This window comes from Roseomonas alba, assembly GCF_019430885.1.
Classification (GTDB): Bacteria; Pseudomonadota; Alphaproteobacteria; order Acetobacterales; family Acetobacteraceae; genus Neoroseomonas; species Neoroseomonas alba.
Genome location: NZ_JAHYBZ010000016.1, coordinates 30775 through 57237, shown reverse-complemented (window position 1 = coordinate 57237; position 26463 = coordinate 30775). Strand labels below are relative to the sequence as shown.

Genomic DNA, 26463 nt, shown 5'->3' with positions numbered 1-26463 from the left:
GGGCCTGAGCGGCAGGCCGGCTGGGTTGGGCCGGCGCCGCGGTCGAGGCTGGCGGGGTGCTGGCGGCCGGCGGGGTGCTGGCGGCCGGCGGCGCGCTCCGGCTCGGCGGCAGGGGGGGCGGCAGGCTACCGGAGCCGCCAAGAGAGGACTGCGCGGCCGCCGGTGCGGCGCCGAGGATCAGGAACGCAACGAATCCGGGGCGGAACACGGTCGTCATCCCCTCTCTGTCCCCCTCCGACCGTGACCGGGTCAAGCGCCGCACCGGGGGCGGGTGCCAACCCGACCGCCACGCGGGGCCAGGAAAGCGCGAGAGCGGAAAGCTTTCCTTCATTCCTCTTGCCTGACTCTGGCGGCCCGGCGCCCGGCGCCGGATTCGAGGTGGCAGGAGGCCCCGCATGACCACGATGCCGTCCATCCGGGCGCTGAGCCCCGCGCCATCCAGCCGGACACTGGATGGAATCGCGCCGTCCGCGCTTCTAGGCTTCGATTTCAATGAGAGCTGCACCGTGCTGACCGGCTGGCGCCGGCAGGAGGCGGTGCTGCGCGTCCTGACCGCGACCGGTGCCATCATCGGCGGCGTGACCGGGCTGCGGGTGGGGGATTGCCTGCGGCTCGCCCTGCACCGCGGGAGCACCACCATCGTGCGGGAATGCCGAGTCATCGGTGCCTCGCTCCAGGGCATCGAACTGGAGCATTTCGGCACCGGCATGCTCGCCACCTGCGGCTGACGCCGCCGTCAGAGGGTGACGATCTGCCCGTCCCCGACGGCGTCGAGGAAGGTGGCGATCCCCGCCACCTCGACTCCGGCGGCGAGGGTGAGGCCCGTCAGCCCCTCGGCCTTCAGCCCGGCTTCGCAGACGATGCGCCGCACGCCGAGCTCGGCGCAGGCTTCGAGCAGGGTGCCGACCCCGGCAACGCCGGCCGCCGTGACCTGCGCCTCGCGCGGGTCGTCCAGCAGCGGGCAGGGTTCCGCCAGCAGCAGGCAGCCCTGGTTGGTGGCGAACAGCGTCACCTCGCGCCCCAGCGCCGCGGCCCCGGCCGCAACGACGAGCGCGTAGTGCCCGCGCGCATGCCCACCCGATTCAAGCAGGATGCCCAAGGATCGCGTCATGCCAGCACCACCGTCCCGCGCCCCGACAGCAGGGCGCGCCCTTCGCCATTCACCGCGAAGCCGTAGATGAAGCCGCGGCTTTCCCGGGCGAGGGCCGTCGCCGTGATGTGAAGTGGCCCTTCGACGGTGTCGAGCCGTTCGGCCGCCAGCGTCACCCCCGTCAGCCCGGCCAGGAAGCCGACGCCCTGCGCGCCTCCATCGGTCAGCGCCCCATGCAGGGCCATGGCCTGGAGCGCGTATTCCAGCCCGCAGATCGCCGGCAGCATCCCGTCCCGCCGCAGCGGATTCGTGGCGTCGCGGTGGGAGGTCGCGACACAGGCGATGCCCTCGGCATCGGAGGCCTCCACGCGGTCGAGCAGGCACATGGCGCCCTGATGCGGCACCAGCCGGGCGATGGCCTCCCGGCTTGCCGGCAGGCCGGTCACGGTGAGATGGCGACGTCGAGCGCCGCCGTTTCCGGCAGGGCGAAGCGCAACGTGGCCGCCTGGCGGCCGGCCAGCACGCCGAGCAGCGGCAAGGCCCGCGCCGCCGGATTGCCGGCCCGCAGCGCGTCCAGCCCGGCCGGAAGAGGGGGTTCCGCCATCGTCGCTTCGGCACGATAGGCGACCGACAGCCCACCGAGCGCGCCATCCCCGGGGACGAGCACCAGGGCCATGGCGAAAGACTCCTCGCCCGGCCGCAGCGCGGTCAGCGGCGGCGGCAGCGGCACGTCATGCACGACGAGGAGCACCGGCGCCTTCTGCACCGCCACCTGCGCGACCGCCTGCATCAGCCCGGTCGCGAAGACGAAATCATGCCCGCCCAGGCTGACCGAAGGCCGCCCCGACCCCGCGGCGATGCCCCAATACCCGGCCGCCGCATTGTGCACCGAATTGTGGAACTGGGTCGGCGAGATCGCCCCATCCGGCGCATGCAGCGCATCGAGGATGGAGACGATCACCTGCGCCTCCCCATTCGAGCTGGCGAAGACGGAATCGAGGGATTCCGGCGCCAGACCGCTCTCCTGCACCGCCTCGGCGGCGACGGCGATGGCGAGGCGCACCGACGGGCCGGTGCGGCGGCGCTCGGTCGCCGGCAGCAGCGCCGGCACGGGCGGCACGAGCGGAGCGGGTTCATAGGGCACCGTGCCCGCCAGCGCCGGCAGCGAGGCCGTCCAGCCCGCCAGCCCGGGGCCGAGCAGCCCGACCCCCGCGATCCCCGCGCGCACGGTCACGGCAGCCTCCCGATCACCAGGGCGCAGTTGCTGCCGCCGAAGCCGAAGGAGTTGGACAGCACCCGATCCACCCGCGCCGCGCCGTTGGCCACGACGACGCCCGAGGTGAAGGAGGCATCGACCCGTTCCACACCGAGGCAGCCGGGGATCAGCCCGTCCTCCACGCAGATCGCGCTGATCACCGCCTCCAGCGCGCCGGAGGCGCCGAGCGTGTGCCCGGTCCAGCCCTTGGTCGAGGAACAGGGCACCGCTGCACCGAAGACGCGCGCGATGGCGCGGTCCTCCATGGCGTCGTTCGCCCGCGTGCCCGTCCCATGCATGTTCACGTAATCGATGGCGCCGGGTCCGACCCCGGCGCTGGCGAGCGCCGCCTCGATCGCCGCCAGCGCGCCGAGCCCCTCGGGATGCGGGCTCGACATGTGATGCCCATCGGCCGAGGCTCCGGCGCCAAGCAGACCGATTGCCCCGGAATCTTCCGGTCCGGCGCGTTCGATCAGGGAGAAGGCCGCGGCCTCGCCGATCGAGATGCCGTCGCGGTCCTCGGCACAGGGCCGCGTCGGTCCGCCGCGCGCGAGCAGTTCCAGCGAGGCGAAGCCATGCAGCGTCAGGCCGCACAGCGTATCCGCGCCGCCCACCACCGCGGCATCGGCAAGCCCGGCGGCGATCAGCGTCGCCGCATCGAGGAAGGACCGCGCCCCGGAGGTGCAGGCGGTCGAGATGGACACGCAGGGCCCCGCAAGCCCAAGCCGCGCGCGCAGATAGCGGGGCAGGGCGTGCAGGTCGTGGGTGCGGGCGAAATCATAGGCCGGCAGCGCGCCATCCGGCCCGCGCTGGGCCCAGGCGCGCTCCGTCGCCTCGATGCCGGAGGTGGAGGTGCCCAGGACCACGGCGATGCGCCCGGCGCCGTGCCGTGCCCGCGCCGCGTCCACGGCCTCGGAGAATCCGTCTTGCCGCAGGGCGAGTTCGGCCAGGCGGGTATTGCGGCAGGCGAAGGCTGCGAGGTCCGCCGGCGGTTCGATCGCCTCGGCCTCCGGCACGCGGCCGATCCAGATGTCGGCGGGCATGCCCGGCAGGTCGCATGGGGTCAGGCCACCGCGGCGCAGGCGCAAGGCGTCCCGCGTCGCGGCCAGCCCCACGCCCATGGCACTGGCCGCCGTGACGGCGGTGATGCGGAAGCGGGTCATGCCGCCTCACGCCGTGGCGCCAGCACGCAGGCAAGCAGAAAGGCGCTGGCGACGCCGATGCAGACGGTCAGGCCGGTGGCATGCAGCACCGGCGTGCGGCACAGGGCGAGCAATCCGAAAGTGAGCAGAGTCGTGACCATGCAGGAAATGACCGCGCCAAGCGCGCGGGCCGAGTCCTCGGCATCCTCCCGGCCGCTCCGGGAGACAAAAAGGGCATAGTCCATGCTCACGCCGGCCAGCAAGAGCGCCGCGGTCAGGTGGAAGACGGTGATCGCCTCGCCCAGCGCATCGAGCGCCGCGAAGGTCAGCAGCAGCGCCCCGATCAGCGGCAAGGCGACGCGGAAGCCGCCGGCCAGGCCCCGCCCGGCGCCGAGCAATGCAAGAACCAGCAGGCCGCCCACCGCTCCCCAGCGCAGCGCGGTACCCACACCCTGGTCGAGCAAGGCCTCCGTCTCCGCCTTGATGTCGACTACCAGCAGGCCCGGGATCTGCGCCGCGGCCTGGCGCAGCGCGGCGAGGTCACGGACGCCCTCCGGCAGCATCAGGGCGCGCCAGCCATCGGCCTCCTGCCGCAGCAGGGGGGAGAGGCGGGCGGCGAGCGTCGGCGTGCGAGAGAGATCGGCCGGCGTCAGGGGATCGAGGTGGCGCGCCTCGGCGACGCCATCCAGGAAGGGACGGAAGGCGGTGGCGCGGAAGGGCAGGTCGGCGCGGGCCGCCTCGACCCGTGCCGCGAGGGCATCGTCATCCGGCAGCGCCGCCAGCCGCGCGCGCTGGGTCGCCGCACTCGGCAGGTAGCGCGCCGGCTGGTCCAGCGCCGTCACCGTTCCCGAGGCCAGCAGCGCCGTCGAGGCGGTTTCGGCGGCGCGCAGGGCGGCATCGGCGGTCGGCGCGGTCAGGGACAGCAGCACGCGCACGTCCGGGGCGCCGATCTGGCGACGCAATTCCTCATCCAGCGCGCGGACCGATTCAGGCACTGGGCTGAGATCCGCGATGTCGCGGGTCATGCGCGGGCCGCCCGACACGGCTAGCGCCACGGCGACGGCGACCAGCCCCAACAGCACCGGCGTGCGACGCATCGGCAGGCGCAGCAGCCAATGCGCGGCGCGCTCCGGCAAGGGGCGGACGGGCAGGCCCTCCGCGGGCAGCAGCGCCGGCAGCAGGTATCGGGTGGCGAGCGCGGCCCCGGCAAGCCCGGTCGCCGCGAAAAGGCCAAGCTGCGCTAGGCCCGGGAAGCCTGAGGCCAGCATCGGCACCATCCCTGCGATCGCCGCGGCCACCGCCAGCCGCAGGGTGGGCCAGATGCGGCGGGCGGTGCGGCGCAACGGCTCCCCCGGTGCGCGATCGGTGATCAGCAGGATCGGATAATCGTCGCAGACGCCGAGCATGGTCATGCCAAAGCCGAGCGCGGCCCCGTGCACATGCCCGAAGACGAGATCGACGACGACCAGCCCTGCCAGCGTCCCCGCCGCCAGCGGCAGCGCCACCACGGCGAGCATCATCGGCGATCGGTAGCGCCAGAACAGGAACGCCGCCACGAGCAGGAAGGACAGCGTCGAGATGAGCTTCACATCCGCCCGGACGGCGAGCGCGGCTTCCGCGGCGAAGACGCCGGGGCCGGAGAGGAGCAGCCTGGCGCCGGGAGGCGGATGCGCCGCGGCGAAGGCGGTGCGGAAGGCCTCGGCGGCCCGCGCCTGCGCCAGGGCGTCGAGCCCCGCCGCCCGTGTCTGCGCCAGGAGCAGCGCGCGTGGGCCGGGTGCCATCCACACGCCGTTCTCCGTCGCGATCCGTGCGTCCGACGACCAGCCGCGCAGCAGGGCGAGGAAGGTGCCGGTCGGGTCGGCGAAACCGAAGCGGCGCAGCAATGGCTCGGCCGAGGAGCGCAGGCCCGCGAGCAGGCGTTCGAAATCCTGCCGAAGGGCCGCTTCGGTGAAGGCATCCGGTGTCGTCGCGGGCGAGAGGCCGTAGCGGTGCGCGAAGAGCAGCGCGGCCTCGTCATCGTCGATCCGCGGCACGCCATTGGCGATGAGACCGAATTCGGCCGTCGCCTGCAACGCCGTCGCCACAGCGCGGGAGAGGCGCGCAAGCTCCGGTGCCGGCGCGCCCTCGATGCCGGCGATCAACAGGCGTGTCGCCGCGCCCTCGCGGAGTTCGCGGAGAAGGAGGGTGGCCTCGGGGGAGCGAGAGTCCGGCAGGAAATCGGTGATGTCGGTGGTGATCGTGACGTGACGCAGCACCAGCGGAAAGGCAGCGGCGAGCACAGCCAGGGCGAGGAGGAGCGGGAGGAAGCGGCGCATGGGGCTCAGGTGGCGTCAGACAGGACCGTTGGAGGGGCTTTGCCCCTCCAAGCCACCACACCAAAGGCCACAGGGCCTTTGGAAACCGATACCTGGTGTCGGGCGCTGTGGGGGCGCTGCCATGGTGGGGCTGGCCTCGTCGCCCTGTGCCGTGCCGACTTCGCCGCCGCCGGGCCGCACGAACCCATCGCCGGACAGGCAGCCCTTCCTGCCCCGCGCCAAGTGACGGCTTCCAAAGGCCCTGTGGCCTTTGGTGGGGAGAGGTCCGGAGAGGGGCAAAGCCCCTCTCTGGTCGCCTGCCCCCATCATCGCCCCGGCGTCACGGCCATGCGGCTGTTCCCGTCCCGCCCTTGCCGTTCCACCACCAGCACCGCCCCGCCTTCCCCTTCGATGGTGATGCGCTGCACGGCGGCGAGCACTCGCGAGGACAGCGGCGTCAGCACCATGCGCCAATGCGCGAGGTCGCCGGAGAAGCTGATCCCGTAGTAGCGGCGCAGCGTCACCGCATCGCCGGCGAGCGTCGCGCGGATGGCCTCGACGAGTGGACGGATCTCGGGTGCGGTGTCGAGGGAGAGTTCCTGGTGCTGTTCCCGCGTTTCCAGCAGCAGACGGTCGCCTTCGACGAGCAGGCGTTCCTCGAAGGGTTCGACGGTGCGCTTTTCCAGCCGATCCGGCGCGTGCCAGACCAGGAGGCCGCGCGAGGTCAGGGGGCGGTCGAGTTCGGGAAGTTCCTTTTCCTCGACGAAGGTCGCCTGGCTGTCGCGCACGATGGCGAGCGCGGCCATGACCTGGGCCATGACGTCCTGGGCCTGGGCGACGGCAGGCAGGAACAGGGCGGCGAGAAGGACGCGGCGCGTCACGGGGTCTCCTGCCAGAAATCGTAGAAGTTGAACCAGTTGTAGGGGTGCGCGCGGCAGACCTCGCCGAGCCGCGCCGCATAGAGTCCGAGCCAGGAACGCAGCGCCTCGGCCCGCGTTGCGCGCGGCAGGTCGATGGCCTCCGCGAGGGGTTCGAAGCGCAGCAGGTAGCGGCGTGGGCCGAGCCACAGGCCGAAGCCGAGCACGACCGGTGCCTTGAGGATGGCGGCAAGGGTCATGGGGCCGCCGGGGAAGGGGGCCTCGGCGCCAAGGAACGGGACCGGGATCATGCGCTCGGTCCGTGGCGCGCGATCGGCGAGCAGGCCGACCACCCCGCCGCGGTCGATCACCTCCTGCGCCGTGAGCATCGCCTCGGGCCGGCCGAGATGGATGACCGCCCCGGCGCGGGCGGGGTCGAGGCTGTCGAACAGCGCATCCGCCGCGCCGCCGGGGGCGCTGTGCATCAGCATGCGGACCTCGACGGGGGCATCGGCGGCGGTGACGGCGCGCAGCGCCTCGAAGGAGCCCATATGCGCGCCGAGCATCACCACGCCGCGGCCGGAGGCGGCGGCATCGCGCAGCAGGTCGAGGCCCTCGATCGTCAGGTCATAGCCCGCGGTGCGGCCGGAGAGCAGGAAGACGCGGTCGAGCATGGTCGAGGCGAAGCAGAAATAGAGCCGCCAGAGGTCGGACCAGGCAGCCTTCCGCCCCAGGGCGCGCGTCAGGTAGCGGCGTACCGCGCGCTTCTGCGCGGCGGGCGACGTCGTCAGGAAGAACAGCGTGATCGGATGCAGCAGCACGTGCCCGACATGCCAACCCGTGCCGAGCGCGATGCGCGCCATCAGGCGCATCGCGCCGCCGCCGCCGCGTTCGGGCACGCGCGTCCAGGCGGCGCTGTCGGTCATGGGCCGAATCGCAACTCGCCACTGGCGACGGGGCGGCCGGCGACCGTGCAGGCGAAGCCGATCCGGGTGGCGTCGAGGCGGGTCAGCGCGACATCGACCCGTTCCCCCGGCAGGACCGGGGCAGCGAATTTCGCGCGCGGCAGGGAAGTGGGGGCGGGCAGGGCGAAGGCATCCCGCGCCGCGGCGATCACCTGGTCGAGCAGCAGCACCCCAGGCACGATCGGCCGGCCTGGAAAGTGCCCAGGCAGGGCGGGGTGGTCGGGGCCGATGGTGACGGCCGTGTCCAGACGCTCACTCACCCGGCCGCTTGAGCACGCCGGGGGGCGGCGCGGCAAGTGTTCAGGCTGACAGATCGGCAGCGAGATGGAACAGGCAGTCGCCGCGCTTCGTCCGCGCCGGGATGCGCTTGCACATGACGATGCCGGCGGCCTTGAAGGCGATCTCGACCGGCGGCAGCCAGGGCGTTTCGGGGAAATGGATGCGCGCGGCGGGCGTGCCGGGCGTGACGGTATCGCCCAATTCAACCAGGGGTTCGAAGACGCCGTTCTCGGGGGCGTAGATGTACATCTCCGGTCCGCGCACATCGAGGAAGCGCGTGGGCACGGGCGGTTCGACCCAATGCTCGCGGCCGAGGATGCCGAGATGGACCAGCAGGTTGCGCAGGCCGCGCTCGGCGATGGCCAAGCCAGAGGCATTCACCGCCCCCGCGCCCCCGAGTTCGGTGCCGAGTGCGATGGCGCCGCGCCGTTCCGCGCCCGCCCCGAGCGTCTGGTCCGCCCCCTGTCCCTGCTGCCTGCCGCCCTGGATGTAGGTGAAGGGCGCGCCGAAGGCCCGCAGCGCGTCGAGCTGCTTCTGGTACAGCGCCGGGTCGTCGGACTGCTTGGCGAGCGCGGTCGGGATGTAGTTCAGCGACGACCCGCCCGAATGCAGGTCGATGACGAGGTCGGCCAGCGGGATCAGCTCGCTGTCGATGAAATGCGCGATCTGGCGCGTGACGGTGCCATCGGCATCGCCGGGGAAGATGCGGTTCATGTTGACGTCGTCGATCGGCGAGACGCGGCGGCCGGCGAGTGCCGCGGGGAAATTCGCCATGGGCAGCAGGATGACGCGGCCGCGGATCATCTCCGGCTGCAGCCACTTGATCAGGTTGGTGACGGCGATCTGGCCTTCGTATTCGTCGCCATGGTTGCCGGAGGAGAAGAAGGCGGTCGGGCCGTCACCGTTCTTCACCACGACGATCGGGATAGGGATGAAGCCATAGGCGCTGTCATGGGTGGAATGGAACAGGCGGATGAAGCCGGTCTGCTTCCCGTCCTTGGTGAAATCGACCTCGGGGACGAGGCGGGACTTGGCCATGGCGTTCCTCAGCTATCGGTCAGGTGGCAGGCGACCTGGTGGCCGGAAGCGGCGTCCTTCAGCACGGGCGCGCGTTCGCGGCAGACCGGCATGACGTGCGGGCAGCGCGTGTGGAATCGGCAGCCGGATGGCGGGTTCAGCGCGGAGGGGATGTCGCCCACGATGCGCTGTCGCTTGCCGCGCGACCGCTGCGCCGGATGCTGCGCCGGCACCGCGGCGATCAGCGCCTGGGTGTAGGGATGCAGCGGCGCGGCGTAGATCGTCTTCTTCTCCGCGACCTCGACCACCTTGCCGAGATACATCACCGCGACGCGGTCGGAGATGTGGCGCACGACGGACAGATCGTGGGCGATGAAGAGGTAGGTCAGCCCCATCTCCCGCTGCAGGTCCTGCAGCAGGTTGACGATCTGCGCCTGGACGGAGACGTCGAGCGCCGAGACCGCCTCGTCGCAGACGATCAGGCGCGGATGCAGCACCAGCGCGCGGGCGATGCCGATGCGCTGGCGCTGGCCGCCCGAGAATTCATGGGGGAAGCGATCGAGCGCGCGTGCCGGCAGCCCGACCTTCTCCAGCATCGCCGTGACCTTGGCGCGCGTCTCGGCGCCGGGGCGGGCGCCGTGGATCAGCAGCGGCTCGGCGATGATGTCCTCGACCGACATGCGCGGGTTCAGCGCGCCATAGGGGTCCTGGAAGATGATCTGCATGGAGCGGCGGAAACCGCGCATCTCCATCCGGCCGATGCGGGTGATCTCGTTGCCGTCGAAGGTGATGGCACCTGAGGTCGGTTCGATCAGCCGCAGCAGAAGTCGGCCGAGCGTGGATTTGCCGCAGCCCGATTCGCCCACCAGGCCGAGAGTTTCGCCCGCGGCGATGGACAGGGAGACCTCGTCGACCGCCTTCAGCGTCGTCGGCTTGCGCAGGCCGAAGAAGCCGCCGCCGCCGATCTCGAAATGCTTGGACAGCGCTGTCGCTTCGATGAGCGCCGTCATGCCAGTTCCCTCGCGCGGAAGCAGGCGGCTGTGTGCGTGGGTTCCAGCGTCTCCAGCGCCGGGATGGACGCCGAGCAGGATGGCAGCGCATGGGCGCAGCGTGGGCTGAAGCGGCAGCCGGGCGGGCGGCGCGCGGGTTCCGGCAGTGTGCCGGGAATGGCGACCAGGCGCGGCTTGTCCTCGGTGAGCGAGGGCACGCATTCCAGCAGCCCGCGCGTATAGGGGTGCAGCGGGTGGTCGAAGATGGTCGCGACCGGTGCTTCCTCGATGACCCGGCCGGCGTACATCACCATCACGCGATCGGCAGTCTCGGCGATCACGCCCATGTTGTGGGTGATGATGATGACGCCCATGCCGAACTCGTCGCGCAAATCCATCAGCAGGTCGAGGATCTGCGCTTGGATCGTCACGTCGAGCGCGGTGGTGGGCTCGTCCGCGATCAGCAGTTTCGGATTGCAGGCGAGCGCCATGGCGATCATCACCCGTTGGCGCTGCCCGCCGGACATCTGGTGCGGATAGTCGTCGAGGCGCCGCGACGCGGAGGGAATCCCCACCTTGTCCAGCATGTCGATGGCCCGCTTGCGCAGATCGGATTGCGACAGGCGTTCATGCGCCGCGATCGTCTCCATGATCTGGTCGCCGATGGAGAAGACCGGGTTCAGCGACGTCATCGGCTCCTGGAAGATCATCGAGATGCCCGGGCCACGGATGCGTTGCATCTCGCGGTCGGACATCCGGGTCAGGTTCTGGCCATTGAAGAAAACCTCCCCGGCGGCGACGCGCGCGGGCGGCTTCGGCAGCAGATCCATGATGGTCAGCGCCGTGACCGACTTGCCCGATCCGGATTCGCCGACGATGCCGAGGATCTCCCCTTCCTTCAGGGAGAAGCTGACGTCCTCGATGGCATTCACCTCGCCACGCCCTGTCATGAAGGCGGTGGTGAGTCCGCGAACTTCAAGGAGATTCACTGCTGGATCCTGAGCCTTGGGTCGAGCACGTCGCGCAGCCCGTCGCCGAGAAGGTTGAGCCCCATCACCGTGATCATCAGCATCACGCCGGGGATGGTGATGATCCAGGGCGCCTCGCGCAGGAAGTCGCGGCCCTCGGCCATGATGTTGCCCCAGGTCGGCGTGGGCGGCACGGCGCCGACGCCAAGGAAGGAGAGCGTCGCTTCCGACAGCACCGCATAGGCGAAGAGGAAGGAGAGCTGCACGATCATCGGCGCCATGGCGTTGGGCAGGATGTGGTGGCGCAGGATGCGCCAATGTCCTGCTCCGGCGGCGACGGCGGCCTGAACGTATTCCATCTCCCGCAGCACAATCACCGAGGACCGCACGATGCGTGCGGTGCGCGGGATGTAGACGATCGACAGCGCGAGGATGACGTTCAGCGTGGAGGGCCCCAGCACGGCGGTGACCGCGATGGCGAGCAGGATGGCCGGGAACGCCATCAGCGCATCGTTCACCCGCATCAGCGCGTTGTCGAGCTTGCGGAAATACCCCGCCGCCGCGCCGATCAGCGTGCCGAACACGGCGTTCAGCGCGACGACGGACGCGCCGATGATCATCGACAGCTGCGCGCCCCAGACGGTGCGCGACCAGAGCGAGCGACCGAAATTGTCGGTGCCGAAGATCCAGGTCTCGCTGGGCGAGAGGAACTTGTTGCGCATGGAAAGGCGCTGCGGGTCGATGTCGGTGATCCAGGGCGCCGCGATGCCGATCCCCGCCACGATCCCGAACAGCAGTAGGCCGGTCACGAACAGCTTGTGGCGGAACAGCCGGCGTAGCGTGACCCGGAGCGGATGCTCGCGCTTGAGGGCGATGCCCTCGGCATTGTCACTCATAGCGCACCCGTGGGTCGAGCACCGCGTAGAGAACATCGACGCTGATGTTCACCAGCACCAGGAAGGTGGTCACCAGCAGCAGGCCCCCCTGCACCATCGGATAGTCGCGGTTCAGCACCGCCTGGGTCAGCAACTGCCCCATGCCGGGGATGGAGAACAACGCCTCCGTCACCACGGCACCCGAGAGCAGCAGCGAAACGATGATGCCGACCACGGTCACGATCGGGATCAGCGCATTGGAGAGCGCATGCTTCAGCACCACCTTGCGCTGCGGCAGCCCCTTGGCGCGCGCCGTACGGATGTAGTCCTGGCGCAGAACTTCCAGCATCGACGACCGCGTGATGCGCGCGAGCAGCCCCGCCTGGAGCAGCGCGAGCGAGAAGGCCGGCATGGCCAGGCTGCGCAGCCAGCCCAGCGGATCGGCCGAGAAGGCGACATACCCGCCGGAAGGCAGCCAGCCGAGATGCACCGCGAAGAGGATGATCATCAGCAGGCCGAGGAAGAAGTTCGGCACGCTGATGCCGATCATGGCGAACATCATCGCCGCCTGGTCGATCCATGAATTCTGCCGCAGCGCGGCGATGATGCCGCTCGCGATGCCGATCAGCAGGGTGAAGACCAGGGCGTAGAGCGACAGGCCGATGGTCACCGGCAGGCGTTCCATCGTCGCGGCGAAGACGCCCTTGCCGAGCAGCAGCGACCGCCCGAGATCGCCCTGCGCCAGCCCCCGGTAGTAGTCGACCAATTGCAGCCAGAGCGGCTGGTCGAGGCCGAGGTCGCGGCGGAGCTGCTCGATCTGCGCCGGCGTCGCGGCGACGCCGGCGATGGCCGCTGCCGGGTCGCCGGGGATCAGCCGCATCAGCCCGAAGGTGATGAGGCTGACGATGAAGAGGACCGGGATCGCGCTGAGGACGCGCCCGGCCGCGACGCCGATCACGGGATTACCGCTGCACCCACACGTTGGAGAAGCGCGGGATGCGGAAGGGCACGAAGTTCTTCACGTTCGCCCGCACCGCCTGCACCTTGGTCAGCGATCCGAAGGGATAGGCATAGGCGCGTTCCAGCACCAGCCGCTGCATCCGCGCGAAGGCGTCCTGCCGCGCGGCCGGGTCGCGCAGATTGTTCATGTCGTTCCAGGCGGCGAGCACATCCGGATCGTCCTTGTCGTCGCGCGGACGGTAGTTCGCCCCGGGCGAGACCAGGAACTGCATGGTCGCCAGCGCGCCGAGCGCCGGCTGCGTGCCCCAGCCGGAATGGAAGAAATGCCATTCATCGCTGTTCACGCGCTGAGACATCTGCACCGAGGTCGGCCAGTCCACCACGCGCAGATTGGCGTTGATGCCGACCGCGCGAAGCTGCTGCTGCATGACCAGCGCCGCGTTGTACATCGGCGGGTAGTCGCGGTTGGTCAGGATGGTGATCGGTTCGCCGCGATAGCCGGATTCCCTCAGCAGGGCCCGGGCGCGGGCCTGATCGTTGATGTTGTAGGTCTCCTTGCCGGCATCCGTGTAGGAGGGCTGGTTCGGGAACTGGAAGCCGACATTCAGGCGAAAATTGCCGTCCGTCGCCGCGTCCATGATGTCTTCCATGCCCATCGCCGCCTGCACGGCACGGCGGAAGGCGAGGTTGTTCGTCGGCGGGTTCGCGGTGTTCGGCAGCGCGATCTGGATCCACCAGTTCTGCAGCGGCAGGATGGTTATCGCATTGTTGCGGCGCAGGCTGTCGAGCGAACGGGTCGGCACGTCCTCCACCGCCTGGAGCTCGCCGGTCTCGAGCCCCGCCACGCGGGCCGAGGCCTCCGTCACGATGCGGAAGGTGACGGTGTCGACGCAGGCGACGCGATAGCCGCCGAAGCCGGTGCGCTGCTCGAAGGCGGTGTTGGGCTGGTAGCCGTCGAAGCGGCCGAGCTTCGCATGGCTGCCGGGGACGAATTCCAGAAGGCGGAAGGGCCCGGTGCCGACGGTGCGGAGCTGCTGCCGCTCGTCATTCTCGTGCTCCGAGGGGATGATGACGATGGGCACGGAGAAGCTGGACAGCGCCTCGATGAAGGTCGGCTGCACATGCTTCATGCGGATGATGAAGGTGTAGGGGTCCGGCGCGTCCCAGCCCGCCACGTTGTCGAGCGTGCTGCGCTGCAACCCGATGCGGTTGTAGCGGTTGAAGGACGCCACGACATCAGCCGAGGTCATCGGCTTGCCGTTGTGGAAGGTGATGCCGCGGCGCAGCTTGAAGGTGTAGGTCAGCCCGTCGCCGGACTCCTCCATGCTCTCGGCGAGCTCGAGGATCGGACGGTTGTTCTCGTCCCGCGTCATCAGCGATTCGTAGATGTTCATCGCGATGTTGCGGGTGGAGATCGTGCTGGACGTCATCTGGTCCAGCGAATTCACGTTGGCTTCCTGGCCGAAGACGATGTCGCCCCCGCGCGACGGACAGGTGAACGGCGCCGCCAGCGCCGCGGCGGGCAGGCCGAGGCCCGCCGCCAGGATCGAGAACGCAAGACGAGAGCGCTTCATGAGCACCATCCCCCGGAAATTGCGTGGCCACCCTAGTTTCCGGCGAGCGTCCGATGCGTCAGGCAGCCTGTCAACCGGTCAGTCGGCGAAGCGGCGCAGCACATTCTCCATGATGCGGCTGACCGGGCCCTGGAATGCGCCATCCTGCCAAAGACTGCCGCACCAGGTGATCGATCCGGTGGCAAAGACGGCGCCGCCGCCCGGCGTGTCGAAATACACGATCTCGGCGCGCTTCAGGGCATCGGGCGTTTCGCCGGTGACGGTCTTGACGTGGGACAACAACTCCTCCGGCACGGTGACGAAGGAGGCCGGCGGGTCCTCGGACCGCGCCAGGATCGCCGTGCCTTCCGGCGTGCCGAGCGCGGGATCGGCGCGGTCCAGCTCGAAGCCCGCGGCGCCGCCGCCGGACAGGCCGTAATCGCCGAAGGTCTCGCCGTCGACGCCGTCGAAGATCCAGGCGTGCCGGGGATCGCGCGCTGCCGGCAGCAGGCGGTAATGCGTGCCCTCGAACAGCCCCTGGCCCGAGAAGCCGACGCCCGCGAGCATCTGCGGCGGCCGCCTGTTGCGCCGCCACAGCCCGCCATAGGCGCCATCCGTCTGGTGATAATATTCGCCAGGCTCGGCGGCCCAGGCGCGGATGCCGCCCTCGGCGCGACGCAGCTCCAGCATGCCGGGCAGGGTCTGCGTCACCGCGATGCGCCAGTAGAAGCCATTGCCGCCCAGATACATCAGCCGCCCCGTCCCGCGCGTATAGTCGCTGAGGGCGTCCAGCGTGCGGATGGTGTGGTATTCAGGGTGCGAGCCCGTCATCACCACGCGATAGGGCTTCAGCAGGTCGAGCCCTTCCTCGTGCAGGTCCTCGTCGGTGATGACGTCGAAGGCGATGCCCTTCGCCTCCAGCCAGGCGAGGATATGCGTGTCCGCCGGATAGTGCCGCAGCCCCGACCCGCGCGCGTCGTTGAAGGTCAGGAAGCCCGGCCGCATGGTCAGGATCGGCCGCAGACGCGACGAGAACGACACCCCGCTGCCATCCGGATGCAGGTTGTAGGTAGACCCCGCATAAATCGCGAAGTCGTCCGGATTGTGCGGATAGGCGCCCCAGGCCGCGACGCGCGCCTTGTAGGCCGCATCGGCATTGCCCCGCGCATGGTTGGCATAGGCCTGGTAGGTGAAGGTCGAGGCGAGAAAGGCGACCGGCGCCCGCGCCTCGCCCTTCGGGGGCAGGACGTAGAGCGGCAGCCAGTCCTCGCCCTCCGCGCAGGTCAGGTGCAGCGCATAGGCGCCGGAGGGCAGGTCGTCGGGTACGGTGAAGGCAAGGTCGGACTGCCAGCCGCAATCGCCGAGGTCGTCGGCATGGAAATGGATGGCGCCGTAATCCTCTGGCGCATGGCGCCAGCACATCTCGCGCCCCGACCAGCGCGCGCCGACCATGGCGCGCGTGGGGAGGTTCACCAGATACCCGTCGCAATGCTGCTCCCCGACATCGAGGATGCGCTGCGTCGGGATGTCGCGCGAGAAATCCCAGCCGGCGATCGGGTCCAACGCGGCGAGCGTCGCCGCCGGATGCGGGTAGCTGTCGCGGTAGCCCCCCAACAGCGCCGGGTCTTCGACCTTGGCGGTGAGGTGGCGGCCGCCCTTCGCATCCGCGGCAATCACGATGCGCGCACCGCCCGCTGGCAGGTGCAGGTGCGGCACCACGGCGGTCGCGACTGTCTCCGCCCCGCCGTCGAGCGGCACCATCCCCACCGCGACCCGCCCCGTGCCGGGATCGGCGCTGAGCCACAGGCGATGCCAGCAGCGCAGCGCCGGCGGGCGCGGCGTCGCGACCACGGCGCCGCCGATCGCGCCTGCAACGCCATCCGGCGTCAGGGCAAGCACCACATCGCCTTCCGCGATCACGACGGCCTCTTTGACAGGGTGCGCGCCCAGCCAGACCAGCGCCGTCCAGGTCATTGGGCCGACGTCCCGCACCGGCCCGCGCGGCACCACCGCATGCGACCCGATGCGGATCGCCTGCCGCCGTCCGGCGAAGGTCACATCGAAGCGATGCGATAGATCCTCGAAGCGCAGCCCCGGGCCTTCCGGGTTCGGATCACCCGAGATCACCCGCACCAGCCGCGCCCGGGCCGCGCCGCCCTCGCGCACGCTGACATGCGCCGTGAAGCGCTCGCCCGGCCGATGCGAGAAGCGGTCGAGATAGCCGGTGATGGGCAGTTCCGCGGGCGATGGCATGCAGGGCTCCTCGACAGGCCGGACCGCCCGGAAGCCTCCGACCCCTGCTGCGATGCGTCAATCCGCGTCTGGCGGGCCCGGCGCGATCATGCCAGCCTTCACCCTTCCGCGTGCGTGGAGGCCCCCATGTCGACCGTGATCCGCAACCTCACCGACAGCCGTGCGGAGGAACGCGAATGGGCGCTCCGCTGCGACATGGCGGCCGTGTTCCGCATCGGCGCGCGGCTCGGCTGGAACGAGCATATCGGCAACCACAACTCGCTGATGCTGCCGGATAGCGAGGAACCGCTTTTCCTCATCAATCCGCGCGGCTTCCTGTTCCAGGAACTCCGCGCCTCGGACCTCATCGTCTGCGACCTGGATGGCAAGGTGGTGCGCGGGACGGGCGAACTGCGCAAGGTCGCCTTCCACATCCATTGCCGCATCCACCTGGCCAACCCCGCCGCGACCTGCGTCATCCACGTCCATCCGCGCTGGCTGACCGCGCTGTCGATGATCGAGGATGCGGAGTTCTCCCTGTCGCATCACAACTCGCTGCTGCTGAACGACCGCGTGGTCTACGACCCGTCGGGCGACGCCCCGGTGCATTCCAATGAGGAAGGTGACCGCATCGCGCGGTTGATGGGCGACAAGACGATCATGGTAATGCGCGGCCATGGCGTGACCGTCGTCGGCCCCACCGTCCACGACGCCTTCGACGAGACCTACATGGCCGAGCGCACGACCATGTACCAGATGACCGCGATGCAGACCGGGATGAAGCTGCACACGCTGCCGGATTCGGCGCGCCGCCACCATGCGGGACCCTGGGGCGAGAAGCTCGATGCCCGCTTGCATCTCGACGCCTGGCGCCGCGTGCTGGATCGGGAGGAGCCTGACTACAAGACCTGACTTGTGCCGACGGTCGCTGGCCGGCGCGCGCGGAATTGGAGGGGCGCTGCCCCTCCAGGCCACCCCGCCAGAGGCCCGAGGCGCTTGGAAACCGTCACTTGGCGATTGCCAGTACAGGCAGGTCACGTCCTGCGCAGCGCGTTCCATGTGCGAAGGCGAGCTTCGGCACTCATTCCGCCAGGGGCGCCCAGCACCAGGTATTGGTTTCCAAAGGCCCTGTGGCCTTTGGTGGGGAGAGCGCGAGAGGGGCAAAGCCCCTCTCGGTTCCACAGGCCAGGACGTATCAGGCGCGTCTGTTCCGCAGCGCCTCGGCCTGTTCGTAGAAGCGCTTCTCCCAGGCCTTCTGGTTGTCCATGCCCTCCCGGATGAAGGGCGTGAAGACAGCGAGGTTCAGCAGCAACCAGTTCACCAGCCGGGCCGGGAAGCGCAGCGGCTTCACGAAATCGACGAAGAGCACCACGCGCGTCCTGTCCGTGTGGTTCCATGCCTCGTGCTCATAGGCATCGTCGAAGATCAGCGCCTTGCCTTCCTCCCAATGGCAGACCTGCCGGTCCACGCGGATGGCGAGCTGGCCCGGCGCCGCCTCCGGCACGATCAGCCCCAGATGCAGTCGCAGCACGCCGTTGTAGGGACCGCGATGCGCCGGCAGGTGCTTGCCGGGTTCGAAGATCGAGAACATCGCCGTCTTCAGCCCCGGGATGCGCTGCACGACGCGCCAGGTATCCGGGCATTGGGCGATGTTGCGTTCCGAGGAGACGCCATAGCCGGTGAGGAAGAACGTCTTCCAGGCGCTGTCGGTGCTGATCGTCTTCACGTCGGAAGACAGCTCATGGAAGCTCGGCAGATCCTGCTGGCGCTGCAGCAGCGGGTCGAGCTCGGCCCGGATCAGGTGCCAGTCGTTCTCGATCTCGCGCGCCCAGGGGAAGGTGGCGTTGTCGTAGACGGGAGGGTTGCCGACCTTGGAACAGCGCAGGTTCAGCCGTTCCGCCCAGGCCACGACGCTCATGAAGAAGCGGGTGACGAGGCTCGGGCGTTCCATCGGCGCGACGCCCGCCGTGCCGAAGGTCTGTTGCGGGGGCGCGGCGGCGGGTCGGGTTGCGGTCATCAGGTCTTCGTTCACGCCGTCGGGTTCCCTCTCAGGGCCGTGGAGTCGCCATGCTATTATGCAAATCAGTCGCATTCGCAAATATGGAATGCGCCGACCCACACTGCCGATAATGCCGCAGGACCGCTACCTACTATCGCCGCCAGGCCAGCGCCGCGATCGCGTTCCGCGACACCTTACCCACAGCATCCCGCGGCAGGGCCGGCAGCATGACGACGGGGCGCGGCAGGAAGGCGGGTTCCACCTGCTCGCGCAGCGCCGCGACGATCGCTTCCGCGCTGAGCCCCGGCGCGACGACAGCGGCCGCCAGCCGCGCCTGCGGATTGGCATCGAGGTCGTCAGGCGCGACGAAGGCGCCGTCCTCCACCCCATCGATGCCGGTCAGGATGCGTGTCAGCCCGGCGAGCGACGCTCGCTTGCCCGCCACCTTCACCATGTCCGCGAGCCGCCCCTCCAGCCGGAAGCGGCCTTCGCCGTCCCGGACCAGCCGGTCCGACAGCGGCACCGGCGCCGGCAGTCCGGGCACGGTCACGCTGGCGCTGTCCTCGCCGATGGCGAACGTCATGCCCGGATAGGGCGTCCAGCCCGGCCCCTCCAGCGTGCGGCGGGACGCGATAGACCCGGCCTCGGTCGCACCGTAGATCTCGCGCACTGGCGCACCCCAGGCGGCCTCGGCCTCGGTGGCCAGCGCATCCGACAGGGGCGCGGTGGCGGAGACGATGCCCGCCAGCGCCGGCATCGCGACCTCACTGCGCAGCAGCGCGCGCAATTGCAGCGGCGTTGTCACCAGCAGCCGCGGCGCCGGCAGCGCGGCCAATGCTGCCGCAATGTCCTGGGGATAGAACACATCCCCGGCATGCCCGGCGCCTGCACCCTGCAACGGCAGCATCACCGTCGTCTCGAAGCCGTACATGTGCTGCGCCGGCACCGTGCCGAGGACGCTGGTCCCGCCCGTCACGCCGAAGGTCTCCGCCGCGCCGCGCGCACCGGCGACCAGCGCGCCCCAGGGCTTCGCATGGGGCTGCGGCTCACCCGTGCTGCCGGAGGTGAAGGCGATGACCGCGATGGCATCGGCCGGGATCAGCGGATTGGGCGCAGCCTCACCCGGCATGGCATCCGGCCGCAGCACCGGCAGGGGCAGGACAGCCGCGACATCGGACAGCGCGTAGCGCGCGCCATGCCCCTGGGCGATCTCGGCCAGACGCAGCGGCGTGCGGTCGGCGGACAGCAGCGTGACATGCCCGCGCGACAGCGCCGCCGCGAAGCCCAGCAGCGCCAGGTAGCGATCGGCGCAGAAATTCAGCACCGGCCCCTCGTCCGGCAGGCGCGCGGCCAGCGCCGCGACCTCGGCCAGAAACCGCGCCACCGTCACCGGGGCGGCACCGCGGTGGAAAACCACCTCCTCCAGCCCGCGGGAGGTCAGCGGCAATCCCGGCATCAGGCGCTCCGATGCGCCTCGATATGCGCCGCCAGCGCCCGCAGCGAGGCGAAGATGCGATGGTTCCGCTCATCGTCGGAACGAAGCTGGAAGCCATAGCGGCGCGACACGGCGAGCGCGATCTCAAGCGCGTCGATCGAATCGAGGCCCAACCCCTCGCCGAACAGCGGCGCTTCCGGATCAATCGCCTCCGGCGGGGTTTCGAGATGCAGCGCCTCCACGATCAGGCGTGCAACCTCGGCTTCGAAGGAGAGGGTGGTCGTCAAGCTCGGGCTCCCGCCGCGCGTCGCAATGCCTCCCCGGAACGCCCCTCTGGCCTTTTGGCCCTGAAGAGGATAGGTCCGCCGGCAACCTCAGCCGCCATGCCAACCCGTTCCGGAACCTTCACTTATCAATGCGAAAGCGGCCGAACAAGGGCGTCGGCGCGCGCTGCCCGCCGCTTTGCCGCCCTGCCGGCCATCTTCACCTTCACCGTGGACGTGGAGACGCATCCGGGCGGCAGCGGGCCGACCGGCCCGACGGCGCGGCTGCTCGATCTGCTGGAGGCGCGCGGGTCGCGCGGCACCTTCTTTATTCTGGATTCTGTTACCCGGAGCGAACCTGGCCTGGTGCGGGAGATCGCGCGAAGGGGGCATGAGATCGCCTCCCACGGCCATGCGCACCGTCATCTGGCCGAAGAAGCGCCCGCGGCGTTCCGCATGGCCATGGCGACCGCGCGGGACCGGCTTGCGGCACTGACCGGCTTCGCACCCGTCGGCTTCCGCGCCCCCTATTTCTCGCTGACGCCCGCGGCCGGCTGGGTGCCGGAGGTGCTGGCGGAACTCGGCTTCGCCTACTCTTCCTCCCTGCTGCCGGCGCGCAACCCGCTGGCCGGCTGGCCCGGCGCCCCGCGCGGACCCTTCCGCTGGCCGTCTGGCCTGCTGGAACTGCCGGTGCCGGTGGGGCGGATTGGGCCGGTGGCCGTGCCCTTTCTCGGCGGGATGTATCTGCGCTGGCTGCCTCCCTGGCGGCTCAGCGGGCTCGCGCGCAACTGGGCGGCGGGCGGGCAGGGCGGCCTGTGGTCCTATTGTCACCCTTACGACCTCGACACGGACGAGTCGCTGGTGCATCGGCCGGATGCGGGGCCCTTCGGCAGCCTAATGCTGTGGCTGAACCGGCGCACCACCTTGCCTCGCCTGGAAGGCCTTCTCGAAGGCCGGCGTTCCCTGCCCTTCGCCGCAAGGCTGGTGGAGTTCAGCATGGTCCCGACCTGGGGCGGTGGCGGGGAGGCGCCCGCCAAGGCAGCGTAGACAGACGGTGCTGGCGGACCAGAGAGGGGCAAAGCCCTTCCCCGATCGACGTGTCCCGCATCGTCGCACGCATGGGACGGAGCAGCGCCCCCGGCGATCACCCTGCCGGCAGCCGCACCATGAAGCGCGCCCCCTGCACTGTCCCCGCGGCGTCGCGGATGTTCTCCGCCGAGATCTGCCCGCGCAGCCCTTCGACGATCTGCTTGCTGATCGACAGGCCGAGGCCGGAATGCTGGCCGAAGCGTTCCCCGCTCGGGCGTTCGGAATAGAAGCGCTCGAAGATGCTCTCCAGCTTCTGTTCGGGGATGCCAGGGCCTTCGTCCTCGATGGCGACTTCCACCATGCTGCCGATCGGGCGGGCCTTCACCCGCACCGTGCCGTTGCGCGGGCTGAACGACAGGGCGTTGCCGAGCAGGTTGCGGAAGACCTGGACGATGCGGCCCTCGACGCCACGCACGACCAGCGGGCCGGCCGGCGCTTCGAGCACGACGCGCGGATCGTCCTCCTCCTTGCGCGTCGCGTTGTGCAGTTCGGACAGGGCAGAGAGAATCGGCGCGATGTCGACGGGGGCGGAGATGGTCCGCGACAGCTCCGCATCGACGCGGGAGGAATCGCTGATGTCGGCGATCAGCCGGTCCATGCGGACGGCGTCCTCGGCGATGATGGCGAGCAGGCGGTTGCGGCTGTCGGGGTTCTCGACGCGGCGCAGGGTTTCCAGCGCGCTGCGCACGCTGGTCAGCGGGTTGCGCAGCTCATGCGCCACATCGGCGGCGAAGCGTTCATTGGCGTCGATCCGGGCCCATAGGGCGCGGGCAGAATTCTGCAGGTCGCGCGCCAGTGTGCCGATCTCGTCATTCCGGGCCAGCAGGGGTTCGGGGACGGATTCCTCGCGGCCTTCGCCTTCGCGGATGCGCTGGGTGGCGCGGGCAAGGTCGAGCATCGGCGTGGCGATGGTGCGGGACAGGTAGAAAGACAACATCACCGTCAGCACCAGCGCCGTGCCGAACAGCAGCAGCACCGAGGCGCGGATCTGGAACAGGCGCTGGTCGACCTCCCGCGCTTCCTTCGTCAGCAGCACGATGCCGACGGATTGGTTGCCGCGGCGGGCGGGCTCGGCGACCGAGACCAGCAGGCGGCCATCGCCCGTGCGCCGGATATAAGGCCGCACGCCGCCTTCCAGCGCGAGGCGCAGCTCCTCGCGCCGGTCGGGGCCGAGGTCGGGTTGCCAGTCGAAATCCGGCGCCTCGGGTCCGACACTGACGGCGACGCCGCCTCCCCCGCCCGCGACGCGCAACGGTCCGGGCAGGATGGTGACCAGCCGGTCATAGATGCCGGCCACGGCCGAACTCAGCGCGCCGCGGGGTTCGGGCGAGGGCAGGGGCTCGGTGACGACGGCCCCGCCGGTGCCTTCCCGCACGCGGCTGTCGGCGACCAGCAGGCCGGTATTGTCGAACAGCCGCGCCTGGGTGTTGGGGGAGGGTTCCACCAGACGGCGCAGCAGCGGCCGGGCGAGTTCCGGCACCAGGATGGCGCGGTCCCCCTCAATGCGGACGGCGGCCTCGGCGATGCCGCCGGCGTAGATGCGGGCCTGGGTGCGCAGGGCCTCGACCTCGGCGGCGATCAGCCCGTTCTGATACTGGTCGAGATAGAGCAGCGCCGCGGCCAGCAGCGCCGGCGGCACGGCATTGACCAGCAGGATACGACGCAGCAGGGGCGAAAAGCGCCGGCGCGTGCGCCGGGGCTCCGGCTTGCTGGTGGCCGGGGCGGCGGGGCGCGGCAGGCTGGCGGTGTCGTCAGGCACGGCTTCAGCCTAAAGGGTTTTCGGGCGTGGCGGCAGGCTGGCGCGGCACGGATCCGATCGGACGACGGACAGACCCGGCCGTCCCGCTCAGGCTTCCTTGTAGCGGTAGCCGATCCCGTACAGCGTCTCGATCTGGTCGAACTCGCCATCCGTCTGGCGGAACTTCTTGCGGATGCGCTTCACATGGCTGTCGATGGTACGGTCATCGACATAGATGTTCTCGCCATAGGCCGCGTCGATGAGCTGGTCGCGGTTCTTCACCATGCCGGGGCGCACGGCCAGCGCCTTGACCAGGAGGAACTCCGTGACCGTGAGCTGCACCTGTTTCCCCTTCCAGACGCAGGTGTGCTTGGTCTCGTCCAGCACCAGGTCGCCGCGGGCGATGACGCCACCTGGAGGGGCGCCGGACCCTTCGGCGCGCGATGCCTCGTTGCGGCGGAGCAGGGCGCGGATGCGCTCCAGCAACAGGCGCTGGCTGAAGGGCTTGGTGATGTAGTCGTCCGCGCCGAGGCGCAGGCCCATCAGCTCGTCCACTTCCTCGTCCTTCGACGTCAGGAAGACGACGGGCATGTTGGACCGCTGGCGCAGTCGTTGCAGCAGTTCCATCCCGTCCATGCGCGGCATCTTGATGTCGAGCACGGCGAGGTCCGCCGGCTTGGACAGCAGCCCCTGCAGGGCGCTCTCGCCATCGGTGAAGGTGCGGACGGAATAGCCTTCCGCCTCCAGCGTCATCTGGACGCTGGTCAGGATGTTGCGGTCGTCGTCCACGAGGGCGATGGTCTGGGCCATAGTCTCTTCCGGGTCTCCGGCGTCCTGATGGGGCCGCGGTTGCACGGCGGCGGCCCTGGCGCCACTTTCGCGGGCGATTGTGGCACGAGCCGGGCCGGGGAGAGACATGGCATCACAGGAGGGGATTCGCGAGGCCATTGCGCTGATTCGGGGCGCGACGGCGGCGAGCCTGGCAACTTCGGCCCAGGGCCAGCCCTTCGCGAGCCTGGTCACGCCGGCGCCGGCGCCCGACCTGTCCCCGCTTCTGTGGCTGTCGGCCCTGTCGGCGCATACGCGCCAATTGGCGGCAGACCCCCGCTGCGCCCTGATGTTCACCGGCACCGCCGAGGGCCCCAACCCGCAGACCGCCCCGCGCGTGACCGTGACCGGCCTCGCCGAACGCGTGGCAGAGGACCAGGCCGCTCCGCTCAAGGCGCGCTGGCTGGCCCGCCACCCGTATGCGGCGCTCTATGCCGATTTCGCGGATTTCGGGCTGTGGCGCGTCGCGATCGGCGGCGCCCTGCATGTCGGCGGCTTCGCGCGGGCCGAGCGGATCAAGGCGTCCGAGCTCGCCCCGGACCCCGCGGCGGTCGCCGCGATCCTGGCCGCCGAGTCCGATATCATCGGGCACATGAACGCCGACCATCCCGACGCGGTGGCGGCCATCGCCCGGGGGCTGCTCGGCGCCGGGCCGGGCGACTGGCGCATGGTCACGATCGATGTCGATGGCGCTGACATCTCCGATGGTAACCAGTCAGTTCGTCTTGCTTTCTTAGCACCGTTAAGCGATTCCGAGGATGCTCGCGCGGCCCTGATCCGCGCAGCGCGGGAGGGACGGAACCGGTTGCAAGGCTGAAATACGGTGGATTTCCGCCGTAATTCTGCCGTTGCCGGGGCTGAAATGGCGCCGTCATCGAACCGCGACATGTCCTGCCAGGAGAGTGGCCCTCTATGTCTTCCCCGAACCCCGCGCTTGCCGGCACCGGCGTCTCCCCCAGCGGGGAAGTGCATCCGAACCTGACCGCGCCGGCGCTCGTCGCCCAGGCGCTGCGCCGCGGCGAGGGCCGGCTGTCCGCCGATGGCGCCTTCATCGCCGTGACCGGCCAGCACACCGGCCGTTCGCCGCAGGACAAGTTCGTGGTCGATGAGCCCACGACGCGCGACGCCGTGTGGTGGGGCAAGGTCAACCAGCCCCTGCCGGCCGAGAAATTCGCCGCCCTGGCCGCCAAGGTCCGCACCTGGCTCGGCCAGAAGCCGGAACTCTACACCCAGGATCTGAACGCAGGTGCGGACCCCGCCCAGCGCATCAATGTCCGCCTGGTTACCCCGAATGCCTGGCACGCGCTGTTCGCGCGCAACATGTTCATCCGCCCTGAGAAGGACACGCTGGACGGCTTCGCACCCGACTGGACGATCCTGCACGCCCCGGAATTCGAGGCCGATCCCGGGACCGACGGCTGCCGCACCAGCACGGTGATCGCGCTGTCGCTCGAGACGCGGACCATCGTTATCGCCGGCACTTCCTACGCCGGCGAGATCAAGAAGAGCATCTTCACCGTCATGAACTGGCTGCTGCCGGCGCGTGGCGTGCTGCCGATGCATTGCAGCGCCAATGTCGGCGCCAAGGGCGACGTGGCCCTGTTCTTCGGCCTGTCCGGCACGGGCAAGACGACGCTCTCCTCCGACCCGGAGCGCGCGCTGATCGGCGATGACGAGCATGGCTGGTCGGATACCGGCGTCTTCAATTTCGAGGGCGGCTGCTACGCCAAGGTCATCAAGCTGTCCCAGGACGCTGAGCCGCAGATCTGGGCCGCGTCCCACCGCTTCGGCACGGTGCTCGAGAACGTCGTCGCCGATGCGGATGGCGTGGTCGATCTCGACGACGGATCGCTGACCGAGAACACCCGGTCCTGCTATCCGATCCACTACATCCCGAACACGGTGCCGTCCGGCACGGCGGGCCTGCCGAAGAACGTGGTGATGTTGACGGCCGATGCCTTCGGCGTGCTGCCGCCGATCAGCAAGCTGTCCGCCGCGCAGGCGATGTACCACTTCCTGTCGGGCTACACCGCGCGCGTCGCCGGCACGGAAAAGGGCCTGGGCAAGGAACCGCAGGCGACCTTCTCCACCTGCTTCGGCGCCCCCTTCCTGCCGCGTCATCCGGAGGTCTATGGCCGGATGCTCGCCGAGCTGATCGCAAAGCACGGCGCGGATTGCTGGCTGGTCAACACCGGCTGGTCGGGCGGTGCCTACGGCACCGGGTCGCGCATGCCGATCAAGGTGACCCGCGGGCTGCTGCGCGCGGCGCTGGACGGCTCGCTGGCGAAGGTGGAATTCGTGCAGGATCCCTTCTTCGGCCTGATGGTGCCGAAGGCCGTGCCGGGCATTCCGACCGAGCTGTTGAACCCGCGCGATGCCTGGGCCGACAAGGCGGCCTATGACCGCACCGCGGCGCAGCTTGTCGGGCTGTTCGAGAAGAACTTCGCGACCTTCGCCGGCGCCGTCGGTGAGGATGTGAAGGCCGTGGCGATCCGCGCCGCGGCGTAAGGCTGGCGGAGATCCGCAGGCGATGACGTCGACGTGACGCGTCGATCCGCCTCGCGGATGATGGTCGCAGGAAGAGCGTTGAACGTCCGCTCTTCCTCGACCGCGCGGACCGCGCGGTAGCCTTGCA

General features: G+C 69.9%; 26 protein-coding genes. 5 read left to right on the top strand and 21 right to left on the bottom strand.

All coding sequences use genetic code 11. The features are described from left to right. Nucleotides 1–217, bottom strand: a 217-nt coding sequence (locus KPL78_RS29045; RefSeq protein ID WP_219766790.1) for a hypothetical protein, incomplete at its 3' end; no start/stop codon positions are given. Nucleotides 218–395: 178 nt separating this feature from the next. Between KPL78_RS29045 and KPL78_RS29040 the strand changes: the two genes are divergently transcribed. After that, nucleotides 396–728, top strand: a complete 333-nt coding sequence (locus KPL78_RS29040) for a hypothetical protein (RefSeq protein ID WP_219766789.1) — start codon at nucleotides 396–398, stop codon at nucleotides 726–728. 8 nt (nucleotides 729–736) lie between these two features. Here the strand turns inward: KPL78_RS29040 and KPL78_RS29035 are convergent, their stop codons facing one another. The 15 genes from KPL78_RS29035 to KPL78_RS28965 all read right to left on the bottom strand — a co-directional run bounded on the left by KPL78_RS29035 (nucleotide 737) and on the right by KPL78_RS28965 (nucleotide 16497). Then, nucleotides 737–1111, bottom strand: coding sequence for a DsrE family protein (locus tag KPL78_RS29035; protein ID WP_219766788.1), 375 nt, complete (start codon nucleotides 1109–1111; stop codon nucleotides 737–739). Then, nucleotides 1108–1536: a hotdog family protein gene (locus KPL78_RS29030; RefSeq protein ID WP_219766787.1), complete on the bottom strand. Its 429-nt coding sequence runs from the start codon at nucleotides 1534–1536 to the stop codon at nucleotides 1108–1110. The genes KPL78_RS29035 and KPL78_RS29030 overlap by 4 nt, the downstream gene beginning before the upstream one ends. Next, nucleotides 1533–2324, bottom strand: coding sequence for a beta-ketoacyl synthase chain length factor (locus tag KPL78_RS29025; protein WP_219766786.1), 792 nt, complete (start codon nucleotides 2322–2324; stop codon nucleotides 1533–1535). The genes KPL78_RS29030 and KPL78_RS29025 overlap by 4 nt, the downstream gene beginning before the upstream one ends. Further along, nucleotides 2321–3508, bottom strand: coding sequence for a beta-ketoacyl-ACP synthase (locus KPL78_RS29020; protein WP_219766785.1), 1188 nt, complete (start codon nucleotides 3506–3508; stop codon nucleotides 2321–2323). Before KPL78_RS29020 ends, KPL78_RS29025 begins: the two co-directional genes overlap by 4 nt. Beyond that, the gene (locus tag KPL78_RS29015; protein ID WP_219766784.1) at nucleotides 3505–5802 is read right to left on the bottom strand and encodes an MMPL family transporter; all 2298 of its coding nucleotides are present in this window, start codon (nucleotides 5800–5802) and stop codon (nucleotides 3505–3507) included. Before KPL78_RS29015 ends, KPL78_RS29020 begins: the two co-directional genes overlap by 4 nt. A 305-nt stretch (nucleotides 5803–6107) precedes the next feature. Further along, nucleotides 6108–6662 carry a LolA family protein gene (locus KPL78_RS29010; protein WP_219766783.1) on the bottom strand — a complete coding sequence of 185 codons (555 nt, stop codon included), beginning with the start codon at nucleotides 6660–6662 and terminating at the stop codon, nucleotides 6108–6110. Further along, a complete protein-coding gene (locus KPL78_RS29005) occupies nucleotides 6659–7564 on the bottom strand; it encodes a lysophospholipid acyltransferase family protein (protein ID WP_219766782.1) in 906 nt (301 codons plus the stop codon). The genes KPL78_RS29010 and KPL78_RS29005 overlap by 4 nt, the downstream gene beginning before the upstream one ends. Continuing rightward, nucleotides 7561–7863 carry a 3-hydroxyacyl-ACP dehydratase FabZ family protein gene (locus tag KPL78_RS29000; protein WP_219766781.1) on the bottom strand — a complete coding sequence of 101 codons (303 nt, stop codon included), beginning with the start codon at nucleotides 7861–7863 and terminating at the stop codon, nucleotides 7561–7563. Before KPL78_RS29000 ends, KPL78_RS29005 begins: the two co-directional genes overlap by 4 nt. A gap of 40 nt (nucleotides 7864–7903) precedes the next feature. Beyond that, a complete protein-coding gene (locus tag KPL78_RS28995; RefSeq protein ID WP_219766780.1) occupies nucleotides 7904–8920 on the bottom strand; it encodes a succinylglutamate desuccinylase/aspartoacylase family protein in 1017 nt (338 codons plus the stop codon). A gap of 8 nt (nucleotides 8921–8928) precedes the next feature. Next, nucleotides 8929–9909 carry an ABC transporter ATP-binding protein gene (locus KPL78_RS28990; RefSeq protein WP_219766779.1) on the bottom strand — a complete coding sequence of 327 codons (981 nt, stop codon included), beginning with the start codon at nucleotides 9907–9909 and terminating at the stop codon, nucleotides 8929–8931. Further along, complete coding sequence (locus tag KPL78_RS28985; protein ID WP_369412897.1) at nucleotides 9906–10877, bottom strand: ABC transporter ATP-binding protein; 972 nt, start codon at nucleotides 10875–10877, stop codon at nucleotides 9906–9908. Before KPL78_RS28985 ends, KPL78_RS28990 begins: the two co-directional genes overlap by 4 nt. Next, nucleotides 10874–11752 (bottom strand): ABC transporter permease, encoded by an 879-nt coding sequence (locus tag KPL78_RS28980; RefSeq protein ID WP_219766778.1) that lies wholly within the window; start codon nucleotides 11750–11752, stop codon nucleotides 10874–10876. Before KPL78_RS28980 ends, KPL78_RS28985 begins: the two co-directional genes overlap by 4 nt. Then, nucleotides 11745–12689: an ABC transporter permease gene (locus tag KPL78_RS30965; RefSeq protein ID WP_219766777.1), complete on the bottom strand. Its 945-nt coding sequence runs from the start codon at nucleotides 12687–12689 to the stop codon at nucleotides 11745–11747. Before KPL78_RS30965 ends, KPL78_RS28980 begins: the two co-directional genes overlap by 8 nt. Nucleotides 12690–12693: 4 nt before the next feature. Next, the gene (locus tag KPL78_RS28970) at nucleotides 12694–14265 is read right to left on the bottom strand and encodes an ABC transporter substrate-binding protein (RefSeq protein ID WP_219766776.1); all 1572 of its coding nucleotides are present in this window, start codon (nucleotides 14263–14265) and stop codon (nucleotides 12694–12696) included. Nucleotides 14266–14343: 78 nt separating this feature from the next. After that, nucleotides 14344–16497 (bottom strand): N,N-dimethylformamidase beta subunit family domain-containing protein, encoded by a 2154-nt coding sequence (locus KPL78_RS28965; protein WP_219766775.1) that lies wholly within the window; start codon nucleotides 16495–16497, stop codon nucleotides 14344–14346. Nucleotides 16498–16623: 126 nt separating this feature from the next. Between KPL78_RS28965 and KPL78_RS28960 the strand changes: the two genes are divergently transcribed. Beyond that, nucleotides 16624–17388, top strand: coding sequence for a class II aldolase/adducin family protein (locus tag KPL78_RS28960; RefSeq protein WP_219766774.1), 765 nt, complete (start codon nucleotides 16624–16626; stop codon nucleotides 17386–17388). A 283-nt stretch (nucleotides 17389–17671) separates the two neighbouring features. Here KPL78_RS28960 and olsC read toward each other — a convergent pair whose 3' ends face one another. The 3 genes from olsC to KPL78_RS28945 form a co-directional block, all read right to left on the bottom strand. Then, complete coding sequence (gene olsC, locus KPL78_RS28955; protein ID WP_219766773.1) at nucleotides 17672–18493, bottom strand: ornithine lipid ester-linked acyl 2-hydroxylase OlsC; 822 nt, start codon at nucleotides 18491–18493, stop codon at nucleotides 17672–17674. Nucleotides 18494–18626: 133 nt separating this feature from the next. Beyond that, entirely contained in the window at nucleotides 18627–19931 is a 1305-nt protein-coding gene (locus tag KPL78_RS28950; protein ID WP_219766772.1) for an AMP-binding protein, read from the bottom strand. Continuing rightward, a complete protein-coding gene (locus tag KPL78_RS28945) occupies nucleotides 19931–20197 on the bottom strand; it encodes a phosphopantetheine-binding protein (protein WP_219766771.1) in 267 nt (88 codons plus the stop codon). The genes KPL78_RS28950 and KPL78_RS28945 overlap by 1 nt, the downstream gene beginning before the upstream one ends. A gap of 96 nt (nucleotides 20198–20293) precedes the next feature. On the opposite strand from KPL78_RS28945, the gene KPL78_RS28940 reads away from it, so the two are divergent. Continuing rightward, nucleotides 20294–21220, top strand: coding sequence for a polysaccharide deacetylase family protein (locus tag KPL78_RS28940; protein WP_219766770.1), 927 nt, complete (start codon nucleotides 20294–20296; stop codon nucleotides 21218–21220). A gap of 97 nt (nucleotides 21221–21317) precedes the next feature. On the opposite strand, the gene KPL78_RS28935 is transcribed toward KPL78_RS28940, so the two are convergent. After that, entirely contained in the window at nucleotides 21318–23021 is a 1704-nt protein-coding gene (locus KPL78_RS28935) for a stimulus-sensing domain-containing protein (RefSeq protein ID WP_369412896.1), read from the bottom strand. 87 nt (nucleotides 23022–23108) lie between these two features. Further along, a complete protein-coding gene (locus KPL78_RS28930; RefSeq protein ID WP_219766769.1) occupies nucleotides 23109–23810 on the bottom strand; it encodes a response regulator transcription factor in 702 nt (233 codons plus the stop codon). A gap of 106 nt (nucleotides 23811–23916) precedes the next feature. Between KPL78_RS28930 and KPL78_RS28925 the strand changes: the two genes are divergently transcribed. Together KPL78_RS28925 and KPL78_RS28920 are read left to right on the top strand one after the other, a co-directional pair. Continuing rightward, nucleotides 23917–24645, top strand: coding sequence for a HugZ family pyridoxamine 5'-phosphate oxidase (locus KPL78_RS28925; protein ID WP_219766768.1), 729 nt, complete (start codon nucleotides 23917–23919; stop codon nucleotides 24643–24645). A 95-nt stretch (nucleotides 24646–24740) separates the two neighbouring features. Continuing rightward, nucleotides 24741–26336, top strand: coding sequence for a phosphoenolpyruvate carboxykinase (locus KPL78_RS28920; protein ID WP_219766767.1), 1596 nt, complete (start codon nucleotides 24741–24743; stop codon nucleotides 26334–26336). Nucleotides 26337–26463: the final 127 nt, after the last annotated feature.